At 72.2% G+C, this 17,608-nt stretch carries 13 protein-coding genes and 1 pseudogene; 11 read left to right on the plus strand and 3 right to left on the minus strand.

All coding sequences use genetic code 11. The features are described 5' to 3' along the window. Window positions 1–191 precede the first annotated feature (191 nt). Window positions 192–1,169: a DUF2510 domain-containing protein gene (locus tag EF387_RS21875; RefSeq protein ID WP_128378303.1), complete on the plus strand. Its 978-nt coding sequence runs from the start codon at window positions 192–194 to the stop codon at window positions 1,167–1,169. Between the two features lie 141 nt (window positions 1,170–1,310). Here the strand turns inward: EF387_RS21875 and EF387_RS21880 are convergent, their stop codons facing one another. Beyond that, window positions 1,311–2,513: an amino acid deaminase/aldolase gene (locus tag EF387_RS21880; protein ID WP_128378304.1), complete on the minus strand. Its 1,203-nt coding sequence runs from the start codon at window positions 2,511–2,513 to the stop codon at window positions 1,311–1,313. Between the two features lie 1,590 nt (window positions 2,514–4,103). Between EF387_RS21880 and EF387_RS21885 the strand changes: the two genes are divergently transcribed. Both EF387_RS21885 and mycP read left to right on the plus strand, forming a co-directional pair. Beyond that, window positions 4,104–5,048 (plus strand): hypothetical protein, encoded by a 945-nt coding sequence (locus EF387_RS21885; RefSeq protein ID WP_338058119.1) that lies wholly within the window; start codon window positions 4,104–4,106, stop codon window positions 5,046–5,048. 182 nt (window positions 5,049–5,230) lie between these two features. After that, window positions 5,231–6,382, plus strand: a complete 1,152-nt coding sequence (gene mycP / locus EF387_RS21890) for a type VII secretion-associated serine protease mycosin (protein WP_128378568.1) — start codon at window positions 5,231–5,233, stop codon at window positions 6,380–6,382. A 149-nt stretch (window positions 6,383–6,531) separates the two neighbouring features. Here the strand turns inward: mycP and EF387_RS21895 are convergent. Next, window positions 6,532–7,530, minus strand: a pseudogene (locus tag EF387_RS21895) (serine hydrolase). A gap of 266 nt (window positions 7,531–7,796) precedes the next feature. Between EF387_RS21895 and EF387_RS21900 the strand changes: the two are divergent. Next, window positions 7,797–8,531 (plus strand): SseB family protein, encoded by a 735-nt coding sequence (locus tag EF387_RS21900; protein WP_128378305.1) that lies wholly within the window; start codon window positions 7,797–7,799, stop codon window positions 8,529–8,531. A 133-nt stretch (window positions 8,532–8,664) separates the two neighbouring features. Here the strand turns inward: EF387_RS21900 and EF387_RS21905 are convergent, their stop codons facing one another. After that, the gene (locus EF387_RS21905) at window positions 8,665–8,982 is read right to left on the minus strand and encodes a DUF1844 domain-containing protein (protein ID WP_128378569.1); all 318 of its coding nucleotides are present in this window, start codon (window positions 8,980–8,982) and stop codon (window positions 8,665–8,667) included. Between the two features lie 488 nt (window positions 8,983–9,470). Between EF387_RS21905 and infC the strand changes: the two genes are divergently transcribed. The 7 genes from infC to pheT all read left to right on the plus strand — a co-directional run bounded on the left by infC (window position 9,471) and on the right by pheT (window position 17,030). Further along, window positions 9,471–10,145, plus strand: a complete 675-nt coding sequence (gene infC / locus EF387_RS21915) for a translation initiation factor IF-3 (RefSeq protein ID WP_162467185.1) — start codon at window positions 9,471–9,473, stop codon at window positions 10,143–10,145. 151 nt (window positions 10,146–10,296) lie between these two features. Next, entirely contained in the window at window positions 10,297–10,491 is a 195-nt protein-coding gene (gene rpmI / locus EF387_RS21920) for a 50S ribosomal protein L35 (protein ID WP_128378306.1), read from the plus strand. 98 nt (window positions 10,492–10,589) lie between these two features. Continuing rightward, window positions 10,590–10,973, plus strand: a complete 384-nt coding sequence (gene rplT / locus EF387_RS21925; RefSeq protein WP_016642495.1) for a 50S ribosomal protein L20 — start codon at window positions 10,590–10,592, stop codon at window positions 10,971–10,973. A gap of 139 nt (window positions 10,974–11,112) precedes the next feature. Continuing rightward, on the plus strand, window positions 11,113–11,949 hold the full coding sequence (locus EF387_RS21930) for a TrmH family RNA methyltransferase (RefSeq protein ID WP_128378307.1): 837 nt from the start codon (window positions 11,113–11,115) through the stop codon (window positions 11,947–11,949). An 81-nt stretch (window positions 11,950–12,030) separates the two neighbouring features. Further along, a complete protein-coding gene (locus EF387_RS21935; RefSeq protein WP_128378308.1) occupies window positions 12,031–13,206 on the plus strand; it encodes a sensor histidine kinase in 1,176 nt (391 codons plus the stop codon). A gap of 195 nt (window positions 13,207–13,401) precedes the next feature. After that, a complete protein-coding gene (pheS, locus tag EF387_RS21940) occupies window positions 13,402–14,526 on the plus strand; it encodes a phenylalanine--tRNA ligase subunit alpha (RefSeq protein ID WP_128378309.1) in 1,125 nt (374 codons plus the stop codon). Beyond that, on the plus strand, window positions 14,526–17,030 hold the full coding sequence (gene pheT / locus EF387_RS21945; protein WP_128378310.1) for a phenylalanine--tRNA ligase subunit beta: 2,505 nt from the start codon (window positions 14,526–14,528) through the stop codon (window positions 17,028–17,030). The genes pheS and pheT overlap by 1 nt, the downstream gene beginning before the upstream one ends. Window positions 17,031–17,608 lie beyond the last annotated feature (578 nt).

Consider the following 17,608-nt stretch of genomic DNA (forward strand, 5'->3'; position numbering starts at 1 on the left):
TCGCTGACGCAGCCGAACGAGGCATCCAACGCGTCTGCTCCAGCGAGCAACTCCCGTGGTCCTTCCTCACCAACACCGGCCTCACCATCCACCATCAGCCCCCACAGAACTAACGAAAAACTCAGTAGTGCCCCGACAGGGGCACTGGCCACCGGGACACACTCCGCCGGATACGCCCTAGAGTTGCCTCAATGAGCATGACGCCCCCGCCCGGCTGGTACCGGGACCCGTCCCACCCGCTCGGCGAGCGCTGGTGGGACGGGACCGCGTGGACGGAGCACCGGCGTGCGGCCGAGGTGCCGCAGCAGCCCTTGGCGCCCGCGGAGCCCCTGGCCCAGGCGGGATTCGGCCCCCCGCCCGGCGGCAGGGGAGCGGGCCGGGCGAAGGCGGTCGCTCTCAGCACCGCCGGTGTCGTGCTGGTCGCCTCGATCGTCACCGGCGTCCTCGTCCTCGGCCGGAACGACGGCGGCGCCCCGGCGGCGCAGACCACCCCGACGGCGCCCCCGCCGTCCCCGTCCGCTTCGGGCGGCACTTCCGGGCCCGGCGGCACCTCCGGACCCGAGGGCACGGCCTCGCCCTCCGGACCGTCCGCCGACGATCCGTCCGTCGTCACGGACGAGCTCAACGGCATCACCTTCCCGCTGCTCGACGGCTGGGTCCGGCCCCGCAACGTCGTCGAGAAAGACGTCGTCATGACCACCGACGGCACCTACGACTGCCCCGGCGACCCGGGCATCTGCCGCCGCGGGCGGGTCATCTCACGCACCGTCACCGCCAACGACGAGAAGTCGCCCGAGGCGCTCGCCAAGGGAGACATCCAGGACGCCGCCGACGAGGCCTACGACCGCGACACCATCAAACGCCGCCCGTACAACGGCATCACCTCCCACGAACTGGTCGCGCAGGGCCAGGTCGCGGTGGCCGGCCGCACCGGATACTTCGTGCGCTGGCGGGTCATGACCGACGCGGGCCCCGGCGGTTACGTCCAGTCGCTGGCCTTTCCCTCCAGCGTCGGCTCCGAGGCGCCGATCATCGTGCGGTTCGCGTTCGACGCCGGGAAGGACGGGCCGCCGCTCGCCGACATGGACCGGATCACCGAGGGGATCCGGTCGGTCGGCGACGCGGACCAGGGCGGCGGCGTGGGCAGCAGCATCGGTCCTTCGAGGTGATCGATTCCTCGCTGGGATCGATTCCTCGCGGGGATCGGTCCCTCACGGCGATCGGTTCCTGGCGGTGATCGGTGCCACGCGGTGATCCGGTCCCTCGCGGGGATCGGGTTCCTCGCGGGGAGGGGCCTTGCCGCGCGGGGGTCACAGGAACGTGTGGCCCTCGCCCCGATACGTCGGCACCGTCGCCGTCACGGCGTCCCCCTCGACGAGGTGCAGCACCTCGAAGCGCTCGCACAGCTCACCGGCCTTGGCATGCCGGAACCACACCTTGTCACCGATGAGCAGGTCGTCGGCGGGGGAGCCGATGAGCGGGGTCTGCACCTCGCCGGGCCCCTCCTGCGGGTCGTAGCGCAGTCCTTCGGGCAGATACGGAACCGGCAGCCGGTCCTTTCCGGCCGCACCCGACGCCGGATAACCGCCGCCGAGCACCGTGACGACGCCGACGCCGGGTCTGCGGACGACGGGCTGGGCGAACAGGGCCGCCGGACGGGCGCTGAACGACGTGTAGTTGTCGAAGAGCCGCGGCACGTACAGCCCGGAACCGGCCGCGATCTCCGTCACGGCTTCCTCGGCCGCCGTGTGCTGGACGCTGCCGGTGCCGCCGCCGTTGACGAACTCCAGGTCCCCGGCGACCGCACGGACCGCGCGTATCACCTCGGCCCGCCGAGCCGCGAGTTCCTTCTTCGCGGTGGACTGCATCAGCCGGATGGCGCGCGAACGCAGCGGCCGACCGGCCACGGCGTCCCCGACACCCGCGATATGGCCCTCGTACGCCATGACGCCCACCAGCCGGAACCCGGGCCGCCGGGCCACCGAACGGGCCATCTCCGCGACCTGAGCGGGGGAGTGCAACGGGGAACGCAGCGCCCCGACCCGCACCCGCCCGCCGAGGAGCTTCAGCGAGGTGTCCAACTCCAGGCACACGCGCACGACTTCGCTGCCGCCGTCGCGGGCGTCGTCGATGAGCTGGAGCTGGGCGGGGTCGTCCACCATGACGGTGACGGCGTTGGCGAGCTTGGGGTCGCCGGTGAGTTCGGCGAAACCGTGCTTGTCGGCGGAGGGGTAGGCGAGGAGGACGTCGTCGAAACCGGACCGGGCGAGCCAGATCGACTCGGCGAGGGTGAAGGACATGATGCCCGCGAACCCGTCCCGGGCCAGTACGCGCTCGAGCAGGGCCCGGCAGCGGACGGACTTGCTCGCGACCCGGACCGGCTTGCCCCCCGCCCGGCGGACGAGATCGTCCGCGTTGGCGTCGAAGGCGTCCAGGTCCACGATCGCCAGCGGGGCGTCGAGATGAGAGGTGGCCCGGTCGTAGCGGGCCCGGTCTGCGGCACGGGCGGTCATGTCCGAAGCCTGCCAGATGCGATTACCGCAGGGTAGGGGATGTTCCGGGCAGATCACCCGGGGGTCGCGGACTCGTTCCCGTTCGGGGCGCGTCAAGCCGTAGAGTGACGCGGACGCAAAGGTATGGGCCACACGGACCAGCACGGCACATGGGCACGCCCTCGGCGATCGGGGTAACCCCCTGACGAGGGGCGCCCGTTGGCCGGGGCCACGACGAAACGGGGGGCGATGAGCACGGACGCGCATCGCGCCTCCTTCCCGGGACCCCCGCGTCATCCCGCGGACCAGTCGACGACCAACCCCGCCCCGCGACGCCCGGACCGCACACCGATGCAACCACAGCCTCAGCGCCCGGCACAGCGGGCATCGGAACGCCCCGCGTCGGCAGCACGGCCGGGCACTCCACCGGAGCGCCCGCCCACCCCGCCGCGTCGCGGTCCCGTACCACCGGAGCACCGGCCGTCCGGGCCGCGCTCCGACGCCGGGGGGCCGGAGCGGTGGCGGTCGGGGTCGGGGTCGGAACGCCGACCGCCGGAACAGGGGCCGGAGCGCCGTCACCCGTCCGAGGGCGGGCCGGGGCGCAGGGTGTTCGCACCGGGGGCGTGGCAGCGACCGCCGTCCGTCGTGCGCTCGGCGTCCGAACCGCCGGAACGCCCGACCCCCGACCGTCGGCCCGAGACCGACCGTCGGCCCGAGACCGTGCGACCTCCTGGGACGGACCGGCCCTCGGAGCGGCCCGCCACGCCGGAGCGGACTTCCGGGCCGGGGCGGAATTCCGGGCCGGAGGGACCTCGGGGGTCGGGGCGGCCTTCAGGGTCGGAGCAGCTTTCCATGCAGGACGACTGGTCTTCAGGGTCGGTTCGGCCTTCCGTGCAGGATCGGTCTTCCGGGCCGGAGCCGCTTTCCACGCAGGATCGGTCTTCGGGGTCGGTTCGGCCTTCCGTGCAGGATCGGTCTTCCGGGCCGGAGCCGCTTTCCACGCAGGATCGGTCTTCGGGGTCGGTTCGGCCTTCCGTGCAGGATCGGTCTTCCGGGCCGGAGCGGCCTTCCATGCAAGACCGGTCCTCCGCGTCGGTTCGGCCGGCTGCGCAGGACCGGGCTTCGGTTCCGCCGCGCCCCGAGGCCCCGCCGAAGTCGGGGACTGCCGTACCGGGGCGTGCGGACGGGGCTTCCCGGCCGGTTTCCGGGGCGCCGTCGTCCGAGCACGACTCCGGGCGTTCCTCCGGGACATCGGGGTCCGCGGCCGGGAGACGGGGGAGCGAGCGCCCCCCGGAGTCGGGACCCGAACGCCGCCCCGCGGGCTCCGCCGCGTCGGCCCGGCCTCGGGACGCCAAGGTCCCGTCCGGTGTGAAGCGGCCCTTCAGGCTCCCCCATGGCGAGCCCGACCCGGAAACCCGGGGCCGGGCGTTCGGCAAGGCTCCCCGCTTCCCCCGGTTGCGTCCCACCGATGAGCGGAGCCCCGTGGCTCCGCCCCCGCCGCCGGCCTCCGCCCGCTTCCCCGACGCGCCGCCCGCCGCGGGGAACCCCGTGCACCGTCAGGGCACCGGCCCGCCGCAACCGGCCCGAGCACCCGGAGTTACCCCGCCGCCAGTGCCGTCGGTGCCGCCGAAGCCGTCGCACCCTCCCGCTGCTCCCGCTGCTCCTGCCGCTCCTGTTCCGACGACCGGGGAGGCCTGGCTGCCCGAGCCCGGTCGGGAGCCCCGGTCGGAGTTCGACTTCTCGCTCGCCGCGCCCGTGCGGCCCGCAGGGCACGCCGACGTCCCTGGGCCCCGTCCGCTCGGCGCCCGGATCCGCGGCAGGGCCGCCGCCGCGGCGGCCTGTGCCGTGCTCGGGATCGGACTCATCGGCGGAGCGGCGGCAGGCAGTTGGCTCCAGGATGGCGGACGGGACGAGCCGGGGGGCGCTTACAGCCGCGCCTCGGAGCTGTGGCACAACGTGCCCGTCGACCAGCTCTTCCCGCCCACCGTCGAAGGCGAGGGCGCCGGGCCCGGGGGAGCGGACCGTACCTGGACGAGGATCGCCGTCGCCCCCGACACGGGCTGCTCCGGCGCCTTCGACCCGCTCCTGAGCAGGGCCCTCGCCCCCGTCGGATGCCTCCGACTCCTGCGCGCCAGCTACACCGACACCACCAGCAGTCACGTCCTCACCATCGGCCTCCTTTTCACCAAGGGCGACGAATCCCAGATGCGCTCGCTCAGCACCCGCTTCCGTGTGGAGGGACTCGACCGCCGACGCGATCTGATGCCGCGCACGTACGCCGCCGCAGGCACCCTCGCCGAGGGCTTCGGGGAGGCCCAGCGGGCTTCCTGGGCGATCTCCGTCCTCACCGACGCCCCCGTGGTCGTCTACGCCGTCTCCGGCTTCGCCGACCACCGGAGCGTCACCGAACCGGAGCCCGCCGCGGACGCCATGAAGAACGGCGCCACCTCCGACATCGCCCAGTCCGGACTCGGCCACGAGGCTCAGGGCCTCGCCGACCGCATCGAACGAAGCCTCCGCAAGAAGATCGACCCGCCCACGGAGAAACGTTCGTGAAGCGTACGGAGACCCCGTCCACCAGCCGCCCGGCCACGACGCGTCCGAGCGACCCCCGCCGCACCACCACCGGCGCCAACCGCGATACCGGCGCCACCCGGGCCAGCCGCGCCACTCACGCACCCGGCACCTGCGCCACGCGCGGCACCGGCACCAACCGCGCCGCCCGGTGCGCCCGGTACCTGCTCACCCCGCTTCTCGCCGCGACCGTGGCTCTCCTCCCCTCCACCGCCGCCCACGCCGACGGCATCCGGGCCCAGCAGTGGGCCCTGGCGGCCATGAACGCCGAGGAGGCCTGGCGCACCACCAAGGGCAAGGGCATCACCGTCGCCGTCCTCGACACCGGCGTCGACGACAAGCACCCCGACCTCGAGGGCAACGTCCTCACCGGCAAGGACATGGTCGGCTTCGGCGCCGGCCGCGGCGACGCCGTCTGGGCCAGCCACGGCACCGCCATGGCGGGCATCATCGCCGGACACGGCCACGGACCCGGCAACGCCGACGGGGTCATGGGCATCGCCCCGGAGGCAAAGATCCTCCCGGTCCGCGTCATCCTCGAAGACGACGACCCCGCCCGTGCCAAGGCCCGCAACACCCGCGGCAACGCCCTCGCCGAGGGCATCCGCTGGGCCGCCGACAACGGCGCCGACGTCATCAACCTCTCCCTGGGCGACGACTCCAAGTCCGCGCACCCCGAACCCGCCGAGGACGAAGCCGTGCAGTACGCCCTGCGCAAGGGCGCGGTCGTCGTCGCCTCCGCCGGCAACGGCGGCGACACGGGCGACCACATCTCCTACCCGGCCGCCTACTCGGGTGTCATCGCCGTCACCGCCGTCGACAAGTACGGCACCCGCGCCTACTTCTCCACCCGTCGCTGGTACGCCACCGTAAGTGCGCCCGGCGTCGACATCGTCATAGCGGACCCGGACCGCAAGTACTACGAGGGCTGGGGCACCAGCGCCGCCTCCGCCTTCGTCTCCGGCGCGGTCGCGCTCGTCAAGGCCGCGCGGCCGGGGCTGGCACCGGCCCAGATCAAGCGCCTCCTGGAGGACACGGCCAGCGACGCGCCGCCCGGCGGGCGGGACGACTCCCGCGGCTTCGGCTTCCTCGACCCGGCCGCGGCGATCCGCGCCGCCGCCGAGCTCAGGCCCGAGGGATTGCGGACGACACCCGCCGCCAACGACTACTTCGGCCCCGGGCCCGACGCTCCGAAGGACGACGACGCCGGGATGGGCTGGGCGGGTCTGCTGGTTGGCGGAGCGGGCGGGGCCCTGCTGATCACAGCGGCAACCCTCTGGCGGGGCCGCCGCCCCCGGCCCTCCGCATCGCCTTGAGCACCCGCGTCCAGCTCTCCCCGGAAAGCCTCCGGCAGGCGTGACCTCCGCGGGAAACCGTCGGCACGTGTGACGCACGCCCGCACAGTCGGACGCCCCACCGGCCCACCACCGGTGCCGTCACATCCGCCGCCCCATCACCGGTGCCGTCACATCCGCCGCCCCATCACCCCCACCGCCGCCTTCGCCGCGCTCTCCACCATCGCGATCCCCGCCTTCATGCTGCCGCTCCCCTTGGACACCACCGCGACCAGGAACAGCCGCCCAGCGGCACTCACCCGCCCGATGCTGTTGACGTCCCACAACCCGGTCGCACTCCGCGGCAACCAGCCGTTCTTGAGCGCTCACCGGGACCCCGTGGAGGCCGCCGCCGACACACCCCAGTCCTGGCCTGCGGCGATGTTCCCCATGAGCCCCTGGACGTACGCCCGCGAGTCGGCACTCAGCGCGGAGTCCTCGTCCTCGCCGAACACCTGCCGCAGCAGCGCGATCTGATCCGCGGCAGTCGTCTGCGTCAGCCCCCACAGCAGCCCGTCACCGCCCACGGTGTCCCGCAGCCCCAACCGCTCGTTCGCCGCGCCCAGTCCCGCCGACCGCCCGATCGACCTCCACAGCGCCGTGGCCGCGGCGTTGTCACTGTTCTCGATCATCGTCGTGGCGTACGCCCGCTCCTCGGCGGTCAGCCGCCGGTCCGCGTCCTGCGTCTGGAGCAGCAGGGCCGCGAGGATGTTCACCTTGACGATGCTCGCGGTGTCGAAGGACCCGTCGCCGTACGAGGCGGTTTCCCCCGAGTCGAGGGCCAGGACCGCCACGGACACCTCGGCTTGCCCCGCCACGGCGACCGCGCCCATCGCGTCGGCCAGCGACGTGCTCGGCTCCACCGCGGCCACCACGGGTTCCACCGACGCCTCCTCGCTCGCCAGGGACGACGCCGCCGACAATGCCGGCGATGCGAGCGATGCCGGGGGCGAGGAGGAGGTGGCCGCCGATGGCGTCGACGACATGGGGGAGGTCGTCGACGACGACGCCGACGAAGGGGACGTGTTCGCCGCTGTGCGCGACCCCGTGCCGTCGTGTGCCTCCGCCCGCACCAGAACCGCCCCCACCGCCGAACCGCCCACGACCATCACCACGACCGCCGCCAGCATGGCACGGAGGAACCGCCGACGCCGGGCAAGGGGAGCGGAAGCAGGAGCAGGAGCAGGAGCAGGAGCAGGAGGGGGAGCGGGGGCGGAAGCGCCGAGGGGAGGCGTGTCGGGATCCATGCCGCGATGCTGGTGGCCGCGTCTGTGCTCACGGTTAGCCGCGTGTTAGAGCCTTGTCAGCGAACACTGAGAAAGTCGTGAGTCATGTGAACGGCGGGTTTCGGGGCCGCGGTAAGGCCGCGGGAGATCCCCGGATAGGGTCGGTGACCGTGGCGAAGAAGAACATTCCCGACCCCGGCTTCTCCGACGACGACGGCTCCGCCGACCCCCGGCTGAGCGAGGCGCTCGCCGCCTGGGCGGAGGACAGGAGCGCCGTGGAGCCGGTCCTGACGGCGCTCAAGGGCGCCCGGCTGCTGGTGCCGGTGGTGGCCGTCCTCGGCGAGGTCGAGGAGGACGAGAAGGGCCTTCGCCGCGAGAAGACCAGCGACATGGCCGTCCCGACCCTGAAGGCCGGCAACCGCACCGCCCTGCCCGCCTTCACCTCCACCGACGCGCTGGCCCGCTGGGACCCCGCCGCGCGCCCCGTCGCCGTACCGCTGCACCAGGCCCTGCAGGCCGCCGTGCACGAGAAGGCCGACACCATCGTGCTGGACCTCGCGGGGCCCGTCCCGTACGAGCTGACCGGACCGGCCCTGCTCGCCCTCGCGGAGGGCCGCACCAGCACGGACCCACTGGCCGACCCCGCGGTCGCGGCGGCCGTGCGCGCCGCCGTCGCCGGCGAACCGGCGGTCCTGCGCGCCCACCTCGGGCCCGGCCGGGCCGACGGCACCCTGGCCCTCGTGCTGGACCCCTCCGCGCCGGCGGCCGACGCGGCCCGCGGCGTTGCGGAGCGGCTGGCCGCCGACGAGACACTCCGGGCCCGCCTCGTGCGCGGCCTCGACCTTGCCCTGCTGCCGCCCGAGGCGACACCACCGGGCGAGCCCCTGTACGTACGGCTCCCCTAGCCGAGGAAATCACCCGGCCGTAAAGCGCCGAGGAGCGCAAAAAGCGGTGCACCAACAAAGAAGCGGTCCCCCGAGGCGGAGCGCAGGAGCACGGGAGCGCGGAGCGGTGCCCCAGCCGTAGAGAAGCGGTGCCCTAGCCGTAGACGGGCCCCGTGTACTTCTCGCCCGGCCCCTGCCCCGGCTGGTCCGGGACGAGTGACGCCTCGCGGAACGCCAGCTGCAGCGACTTCAGACCGTCGCGCAGCGGTGCCGCGTGGAAGGAGCTGATCTCGGTGGTGCTCGCGTCCAGGAGTCCGGCCAAGGCGTGCACCAGCTTGCGCGCCTCGTCCAGGTCCTTGTGCTTGTCCCCCTCGTCGGTCAGGCCGAGCTTCACGGCTGCCGCGCTCATCAGGTTGACCGCGACCGTCACGATGACCTCCACCGCGGGGACCTCGGCGATGTCCCGGGTCATGGCGGCGAAGTCGGGGTTCTCCGTGGTCTCCGGGTGGCCCGTGGCCTGAGGCGCGTCCCGGTTTTCGTGGGTGGTTTCCCGGGCGTCCCGGGACTCCGAGGGGTCCGAGGGGGAGGTGTCACTCATGTCCCACACCATAGGCCCCGGCCCCTCCCGACCCGACCGCGGGCGACGTATCGGCCGATTAGCACCAACCCTTACTTGCTGCTAGCCTTGTGGGAAGACCGGCCGGATACGTATGTGCCCGGCCCGCAAGTGGAGGCTCCGATCTCCCACCTGACCGTCCTCCTGGACGGCGGGTCACCGGTCAGGCGGCCACCATCGTTCCGTACGGACGATGGAGTCGCCGGAAAAAGCGCCCCGCGGTGACCGCGGCGGTGCTCCGGAAGCATTGGAGCCCGCTTGCGTCCCGTCCCGGGGCATTTTTCATGTGCCGCGATGGTTGGTCCTAAGGAAAGAATCGTACGCGAGCTGCTCTCCAGGCAGCCGTGTGGTGCTACCGAGGAGGATCCATCAGCGCCGAGCCCCGCATCAACGACCGGATTCGCGTTCCCGAGGTGCGACTTGTCGGTCCCAGTGGCGAGCAGGTGGGCATTGTGCCGCTTGCCAAGGCCCTGGAGCTTGCGCAGGAGTACGACCTCGACCTGGTCGAGGTGGCGGCGAACGCCCGCCCGCCGGTCTGCAAGCTCATGGACTACGGGAAGTTCAAGTACGAGTCGGCCATGAAGGCCCGTGAGGCGCGCAAGAACCAGGCGCACACGGTCATCAAGGAGATGAAGCTCCGGCCGAAGATCGACCCGCACGACTACGACACCAAGAAGGGTCACGTCGTCCGGTTCCTCAAGCAGGGCGACAAGGTCAAGATCACGATCATGTTCCGTGGTCGCGAGCAGTCCCGGCCCGAGCTGGGCTACCGACTGCTGCAGCGTCTCGCGGAGGATGTCCAGGACCTCGGTTTCGTCGAGTCGAACCCGAAGCAGGACGGCCGGAACATGATCATGGTTCTCGGTCCGCACAAGAAGAAGACCGAGGCGATGGCCGAGGCCCGTGAGGCCCAGGCGGCTCGCAAGGCGTCGGCGAAGGCCAACCCGGGTCGTTCGCAGAACGCGGCCGATACCGAGGCCGACGTCGAGGCCCCGGCCGAGGCTTCCGCCGAGGCCTGAATCCCAGGGCGCATGCCCCGGGACCCCTGACGCGAGTCGGGGGAGTCCAGGGACACCAGTCCAGGGATGTCATTCGATACATCTGACGTTCCGCCGTGCCCGGTTTCGCGACCGGGCATCGGAGCGCCACTGACGAGGAGAGAACGGCGCTATGCCGAAGAACAAGTCGCACAGCGGTGCCAGCAAGCGCTTCAAGGTCACCGGCTCCGGCAAGGTGCTCCGTGAGCGCTCCGGCAAGCGCCACCTGCTCGAGCACAAGTCGTCCCGCGTGACGCGCCGCCTCACCGGCAACGCCGAGATGGCCCCGGGCGACGCCAAGAAGATCAAGAAGCTTCTCGGCAAGTGAGCCACGGCGCACCGCGCCTGCACTCACCCAAGGACCGGGACCCAATCGTTTCCGGGTCGTGTGACGACAACCACGGCCCCGCTACAAGGAGTTAACAAGTGGCACGCGTCAAGCGGGCAGTCAACGCCCACAAGAAGCGCCGGGCGATCCTCGAGCAGGCCTCCGGCTACCGCGGTCAGCGTTCGCGTCTGTACCGCAAGGCCAAGGAGCAGGTCACCCACTCGCTGGTCTACAACTACAACGACCGCAAGAAGCGCAAGGGCGACTTCCGTCAGCTGTGGATCCAGCGCATCAACGCCGCTGCCCGCGCCAACGGCATCACCTACAACCGCTTCATCCAGGGTCTGAAGGCCGCGAACATCGAGGTCGACCGCAAGATCCTGGCGGAGCTGGCCGTCAACGACGCGAACGCGTTCGCCGCGCTGGTCGAGGTCGCCCAGAAGGCGCTGCCTTCGGACGTGAACGCGCCCAAGGCCGCGTGACGCCGCGCTCGCTCGAGCCGGATGTGTAACCGGACCCGCAGGCTTCCCGCTGCCTGCGGGTCCGAGTGCGTTCAAAAGCGGTGGTGGGTTCGCCTGAAGACCGCCACCCCGCCACCCCGCAACCCCCAAAGGTGAACCCATGCCCCCGACCACCCCGGAGCTGATCTCCCCGCGGTCCTCCCGTGTCCTGGCCGCCCGGCGGCTGGCCAGGCGGAACTTCCGGGGGAAGGAGCGGCTGTTCCTCGCGGAGGGCCCGCAGGCCGTGCGGGAAGCGGTGGGTCACGGGCACGGAACACTCGTCGAACTGTTCGTGACCTTGGACGCGGCGGAGCGGTACGCCGACATCGTCGGCGACGCCCGCGGCGCCGGCGCCCGCGTCCACCTCGCCGCCGAGCAGGTGATCAACGATATCTCGACGACCGTCACCCCGCAGGGACTGGTCGGGATCTGCCGGTTCGTCGACACCCCCTTCGAGGACGTCCTCGCCGCCCGCCCCAAGCTCGTCGCCGTCCTGGCCCACGTCCGCGACCCCGGCAACGCCGGCACCGTCCTCAGGTGCGCGGACGCCGCGGGAGCCGACGCCGTCGTACTCACCGACGCGTCCGTGGACCTCTACAACCCCAAGGCCGTCCGCGCCTCCGTCGGATCGCTGTTCCATCTGCCCGTCGCCGTCGGCGTTCCCGTCGAACACGTCGTCAGCGGGCTGCGGGGCGTCGGGGTGCGCGTCCTCGCGGCGGACGGTGCGGGTGATCACGACCTCGACGCCGAACTCGACGAGGGGACCATGGGCGGGCCCACCGCCTGGGTGTTCGGCAACGAGGCCTGGGGGCTCCCGGAGGAGACGCGCGCGCTGGCCGACGCCGTCGTGCGCGTGCCCATCCACGGAAAGGCCGAGAGCCTGAACCTCGCGACCGCCGCCGCCGTATGTCTGTATGCGTCCGCCCGTGCGCAGCGAGCCCCCCGTACCACCCATTGAGGGGGATCCGTACCGTCACGTTCAGCTAGTAGGGTGACGGGCTCGGGGGCCCACGGCCAGTCCGAGAGGTGGGGTACGGGGATGAGTGTCGGGACGAGCGGAACTCTGGGGGCACATGACGTGCGGGACACACCCGCGCCCCCGTCCTGCGACACGGCCGGGCCCCCGCACGACAGCCCTCCCGCGCCCTCGCCCGGCGACCTCGGCGTCGACCCCGACGAACTGCCCGACGGCCTGGTCATCGCGGACGAGCACGGCCGGGTGATCTGCTTCAATGTCGCCGCCGCCCGTATCACCGCCACCCCCGCCGCCGAAGCGCTCGGCAGCCCGCTGGAACGCGCGCTCCCGTTAGAGGACCTCGAGGGCCGGCGCTGGTGGCAGTGCACCGACCCCTACGGAGGGCTCGCGATCAGGGTCGGGCAGCCGGAGCGCAATCTGCTACTGCCCGGCGGGCGCGAGGTCCTCGTCTCCGCCCGGTACGTCCGTACCGCACCCACCGGCCCCGTCCGCCGGGTCGTGGTGTCGCTGCGCGACACCGAGGCCCGCCGCCGCACCGAGCGCAGCCACGCCGAACTGATCGCCACGGTCGCCCACGAACTGCGCTCGCCGCTGACGTCGGTGAAGGGGTTCACGGCGACGCTGCTCGCCAAATGGGAACGGTTCACCGACGACCAGAAGAAACTCATGCTGGAGACCGTCGACGCGGACGCCAACCGCGTGACACGCCTCATCGCCGAGCTCCTCGACATATCCCGTATCGACTCCGGCCGCCTCGAGGTGCGCCGCCAGCCCGTCGACATCGGCGCCGCCGTCGGACGGCACATCCAGGCGTACGTCGCCTCCGGACAGTCCGCCGACCGCTTCCTGCTGCGCATCGAGCACCCGCTGCCCGACCTGTGGGCCGACCCAGACAAGATCGACCAGGTGCTGAGCAATCTTCTGGAAAATGCGGTGCGGCACGGCGAGGGAACCGTCACCATTGACATCACGCCCTCGGCCTCCCCGCGCGAGCGGGAGGAGGCCGGCACGTCCGTGACGGTGAGCGACGAGGGCCCAGGCATCCCGGAGGAATCCATGAACCGCGTCTTCACCCGCTTCTGGCGGGGCAGCAAGCGCGGTGGCACGGGCCTGGGCCTGTACATCGTCAAGGGCATCGTGGAAGCGCACGGCGGAACCATCACCGTCGGCCGGGCGCCCAGCGGCGGCGCCGAGTTCCGATTTACCCTGCCCGTGAGCGCTCCGGCCTATCTGACCTGATCCGGCCCGAGCCTCGCGGGCTTCTCCGTCTGCCTCGGGGCCCGGTCGTCAGTGGGCGTCCGAGAGCGGTTCCCACCCCCGTTAGACTCGGCCTTTGGCACCCATGCGTCCCCAAAGCGCCAGACGACGCGTTGACGATTCGTCCATGAGTCGGTGACGGGACCTCCAGCCAGCCAACCGGAAGCACGGGAAGAGATGTCGGCACCCAATAAGTCGTACGACCCAGTCGAGGTCGAGGCCTTGAAACCCGAAGAGATCGAGCGCATGCGGGACGAGGCGCTCGCCGCCTTCGCCGCCGCGGACTCCCTCGAAGCCCTCCAGGAGGCCAAGGTCGCGCACACCGGCGGCACCTCGCCGCTGGCCCTCGCCAACCGCGAGATCGGCGCCCTGCCCCCGCACGCCAAGGCCGACGCCGGCAAGCGCGTGGGTCAGGCCCGCGGCGCCGTGAACAAGGGCCTCGCCGCCCGCCAGGCGGAGCTGGAGGCCGAACGTGACGCCCGCGTGCTGGTCGAGGAGGCCGTGGACGTCACGCTGCCCTACGACCGCGTACCGTCCGGCGCCCGCCACCCACTGACCACGATGATGGAGCGGGTCGCCGACGTCTTCGTCTCCATGGGCTACGAGATCGCCGAGGGCCCCGAGGTCGAGGCGGAGTGGTTCAACTTCGACGCCCTGAACTTCGGCCCCGACCACCCGGCGCGGCAGATGCAGGACACCTTCTTCGTGGAGGGCCCGAAGGGCGACCACGGCGAGTCGGGTGTCGTCCTGCGCACCCACACCTCGCCCGTGCAGGCTCGCGCCATGCTCGACCGGGAGCCCCCGGTCTACGTCGTCTGCCCCGGCCGCGTCTTCCGCACCGACGAGCTGGACGCCACCCACACCCCGGTCTTCCACCAGATCGAGCTGCTCGCCGTCGACGAGGGCCTGACCATGGCCGACCTCAAGGGCACCCTCGACCACATGGTCCAGTCGCTCTTCGGCCCGGACATGAAAACCCGGCTGCGCCCGAACTACTTCCCGTTCACCGAGCCGTCCGCCGAGATGGACATGCTCTGCTACGTGTGCAAGGGCGAGTCCGTCGGCAACCCCGACCGCGCCTGCCGCACCTGCTCCAGCGAGGGCTGGATCGAGCTCGGCGGCTGCGGCATGGTCAACCCGCGCGTCCTGACCGCCTGTGGTGTGGACCCGGAGAAGTACAGCGGATTCGCCTTCGGGTTCGGCATCGAGCGCATGCTCATGTTCCGCCACAACGTCGAAGACATGCGAGACATGGTCGAGGGTGACGTCCGGTTCACCCGGCCGTTCGGGATGGAGATCTGATGCGGGTCCCGCTTTCTTGGCTGCGGGAGTACGTCGACCTGCCGGCGACGGAGACCGGCCGCGACGTCCAGGCCAAGCTCATTTCCGCCGGGCTCGAGGTGGAGACCGTCGAGCCGCTCGGCGACGGCCTCAAGGGCCCCCTCGTCGTCGGCCAGGTGCTGACCATCGAGGAACTGGAGGGCTTCAAGAAGCCCATCCGCTTCTGCACCGTCGACGTCGGCCGGGCCAACGGCACCGGTGAGCCCCAGGAGATCGTCTGCGGCGCCCGCAACTTCGCCGTCGGCGACAAGGTCGTCGTCGTCCTCCCGGGCGCCGTGCTGCCCGGCGGCTTCGCGATCTCCGCGCGCAAGACGTACGGCAAGACCTCGCACGGCATGATCTGCTCCGCCGACGAGCTGGGCATGGGCGACGACGGCAGCAAGGGCATCATCGTGCTGCCGCCCGAGCACGAGGTCGGCACCGACGCCATCGAGCTGCTCCAGCTCGTCGACGAGGTCCTCGACATCGCCGTCACCCCCGACCGCGGCTACGCGCTGTCGCTGCGCGGCGTGGCCCGCGAGACCGCGACCGCGTACGGGCTGCCGCTGCTCGACCCGGCGCTGCTCGACGTCCCGGGCCCGAACGAGTTCGGCTACCCGGTCGAGGTCTCCGACCCGCTCGGCTGCGACCGCTTCACCGCCCGCACGGTCACCGGGCTCGACCCCGAGGCCCGCTCCCCGATCTGGCTCAAGCGCCGTCTGCAGAAGGCGGGCATGCGCCCGATCTCGCTCGCCGTCGACATCACCAACTACGTGATGCTCGAGCTGGGGCAGCCGCTGCACGCCTATGACCGGGGCCGCGTCCAGGGCACCATCGGGGTGCGCCGCGCCGAGCAGGGCGAGAAGCTCGCCACCCTCGACGGAGTGGTGCGCACGCTCGACGCCGAGGACCTGGTGATCACCGACGACCGCGGCCCCATCGGCCTCGCGGGCGTCATGGGCGGCGCCAACACCGAGATCGACGACACCGAGGGCACCACGACCGACGTCGTCATCGAGGCCGCCCACTTCGACCCGATCACGATCGCGCGCACGGCCCGCCGCCACAAGCTGTCCTCCGAGGCGTCCAAGCGCTTCGAGCGCGGAGTCGACCCGCTGGCCGCCGCCGCTGCCGCCCAGCGCACGGTCGACCTGCTGGTGCTGCTGGCGGGCGGCACCGCGGAAGCCGGCGTCACCGAGGTGATCGCCCCGTCCGCGCCGCGCACCATCACCATCCCGGCCGACCACCCGGACAAGGTCGCGGGCGTCGCCTACGGCCGTGAAACCGTCGTACGCCGTCTGCAGGAGATCGGCTGCGACGTCTACGGGCAGGACGAGCTGATCGTCACCGTCCCGTCCTGGCGGCCGGACCTCACCGACCCCAACGACCTCGCCGAAGAGGTCATCCGCCTGGAGGGCTACGAGAACCTGCCCTCCACCCTCCCCAAGCCCCCGGCGGGCCTGGGCCTGACCGACCGGCAGCGACTGCACCGCCGGGTCGGCCGCGCGCTGGCGGGGGCCGGATACGTCGAGGCGCTCAACTACCCGTTCCTCGGCGAGCACGTCTTCGACCAGCTCAGCCTCGCCACCGACGACCCCAAGCGCCGTGTCGTCAAGCTGGTCAACCCGCTCTCCGACGAGGAGCCCGCGCTGCGCACCACGCTGCTGCCGGGCCTGCTCGCCGCGCTGCGCCGCAACGACGGCCGGGGCTCGCACGACCTGGCCCTGTTCGAGACCGGGCTGGTGTTCCACCCGCGGGAGGAGCTGAGCGTCGCCGGGCGGCTGCCCGTCGACCGGCGGCCCACCGACGACGAGATCACCACCCTCCTCGACGCGCTCCCCGAGCAGCCCCGGTACGCCGCCGTGGTCCTCGCGGGCGCCCGCGAGCAGGCCGGCTGGTGGGGCAAGGGCCGTCCCTCCGACTGGGCCGACGCCGTCGAGGCCGCGCGCCTGCTGGCCGGCGAGGCCGGGGCCCGACTCATCGTCCGCGGTGGCCGGTACGGGCCGTGGCACCCCGGCCGGTGCGCCGAACTCGCGGTCGTCGTCGACGGCACGGAGCGGGTCATCGGGTACGCCGGTGAGCTGCACCCCGGCGTCCTGAAGACCCTGGGCCTGCCCGCGCGCACCTGCGCGATGGAACTGGACCTGGACCTGCTGGAGGAGGCGGGCGAGGGACTGCCGAAGGCTCCGCACATCTCGACCTTCCCGGTCGCCACCCAGGACGTGGCCCTCGTCGTCGACAAGACGGTCCCGCACGCCGACGTCGAGGCTGCGCTGCACGAGGGCGCGGGTCAACTCCTCGAGTCCATCCGGCTGTTCGACGTCTACGAGAGCGAGCAGCTGGGCGCCGGGAAGAAGTCCCTGGCGTACGCGTTGCGGTTCCGTGCCGCCGACCGCACGCTGACCGTGGACGAGGCGTCCGCGGCTCGTGACGCCGCGGTCTCTCTCGCCGCGGAGCGGACCGGGGCGGTGCTGCGGGGGGCGTAGCCGCGACCGCGATCGAGGCGTGCCCGGAGGTCTCCGGGCACGCCTCTTCTCGTCCCCGCCCCTTCTCGTCCGCCGGCGCGTGGCTTCAGCCCTTCCGGCGATCCCCCTCACCCGCGCCGGACGCGGCACCGGGCGCACCACCCCACGTGACGCCGAGGCCGCGGACCGACACGTACCCGGCGATGCGCCCGGCGCCGCCGTTCGCCGGCACCGCACCTGCCGCTAGGCGCGGCGTGCGCCGTCCGCCCTGCCACGGAGTGTCGGGCAGGCAGCTGGGCGGACGGCGCGAAAACGGGCCGTCGCACTGTACGAGGGGGAGCCGACGGCCCGGCCGGCCTCTTGCGAGGCGTTTCAGTCAACAGGTCCGAAACTCGCTGCGACAGCGTACGCACGCCCCGTATGCGGGCATTCCGTTCACACCCCGTGTGAACGGCCCGTGTGAAGCACGGGGTCGGACAGGCCGACCGCACGCTAATCTGCCGGACGAGACGGGCTTTCCCGCTCCTTCGGCTGGGGGCCCGGGCATCTGACGGTCTGGCCGCTGCGGCCTGCCGGGCAGAGGCAGCCGTACCGAGCCA

The organism is Streptomyces cavernae, assembly GCF_004023625.1.
GTDB classification, from domain to species: domain Bacteria; phylum Actinomycetota; class Actinomycetes; order Streptomycetales; family Streptomycetaceae; genus Streptomyces; species Streptomyces cavernae.

Bases quoted from the DNA above. Each gene is read 5' to 3' on its own strand.
- EF387_RS21930 (WP_128378307.1), top strand. From the start codon at position 11,113: ATGCCCCCGACCACCCCGGAGCTGATCTCCCCGCGGTCCTCCCGTGTC.
- EF387_RS21935 (WP_128378308.1), top strand. From the start codon at position 12,031: ATGAGTGTCGGGACGAGCGGAACTCTGGGGGCACATGACGTGCGGGAC.
- EF387_RS21875 (WP_128378303.1), top strand. From the start codon at position 192: ATGAGCATGACGCCCCCGCCCGGCTGGTACCGGGACCCGTCCCACCCG.
- rpmI (WP_128378306.1), top strand. From the start codon at position 10,297: ATGCCGAAGAACAAGTCGCACAGCGGTGCCAGCAAGCGCTTCAAGGTC.
- EF387_RS21905 (WP_128378569.1), bottom strand. From the start codon at position 8,982: ATGACCCGGGACATCGCCGAGGTCCCCGCGGTGGAGGTCATCGTGACG.
- pheT (WP_128378310.1), top strand. From the start codon at position 14,526: ATGCGGGTCCCGCTTTCTTGGCTGCGGGAGTACGTCGACCTGCCGGCG.
- pheS (WP_128378309.1), top strand. From the start codon at position 13,402: ATGTCGGCACCCAATAAGTCGTACGACCCAGTCGAGGTCGAGGCCTTG.
- EF387_RS21880 (WP_128378304.1), bottom strand. From the start codon at position 2,513: ATGACCGCCCGTGCCGCAGACCGGGCCCGCTACGACCGGGCCACCTCT.